Below are 478 nucleotides of genomic sequence, written 5' to 3' on the forward strand. Positions count from 1 at the left end.
GGTTTCCCCTTGCTTGGCGAGCAGGATGGTTTGAGCCATTACACCGGCATTGGCTTCAGCAGCCTTTGGTGGAACCGCGTTCCCGATCCGTTCCCGCCATGCTTGATCGCTCAAGCCATCCAGTTCGAGCATTTCCTCGGGGTCGACAAGGCTTTGCAATGCAGCCATTTCAAGTGTGGTGAATGGGCGGTGCCAGGTGCCGTCGAGGCTTCTGATCACGCATGTCAGTCGATCATTGGCTGCCGGCATTCTTGGATCGGCGACACTCCAACGGCCATTGTCCAAGCGCGCACTGGCGGACACAGCACCGGCAGTGCTGTCCCAAGGGACCACGCCGTAATGCCCGCCAGTGAGATAGGCATCCCCTTTCACGCGGCGCAGGCCGGAGCGAGGATCCTGCACAGCGAAGGCCCCCTGCCCTGTTGTACTGCCCGCGATCACAGTTCGAGCGCAGCCATTCCAACGGGTTACGTTGTAC

1 protein-coding gene is annotated in these 478 nt (G+C 60.5%); it reads right to left on the bottom strand.

What is annotated here, in order from left to right; genetic code table 11:
- Positions 1–402 (bottom strand): DNA cytosine methyltransferase (locus KMS84_RS43835; RefSeq protein ID WP_256921289.1); only part of this gene is annotated, 402 nt, incomplete at its 3' end.
- Positions 403–478: the final 76 nt, after the last annotated feature.

It is taken from the genome of Streptomyces hilarionis (assembly GCF_024539675.1).
GTDB lineage: Bacteria > Actinomycetota > Actinomycetes > Streptomycetales > Streptomycetaceae > Streptomyces > Streptomyces hilarionis.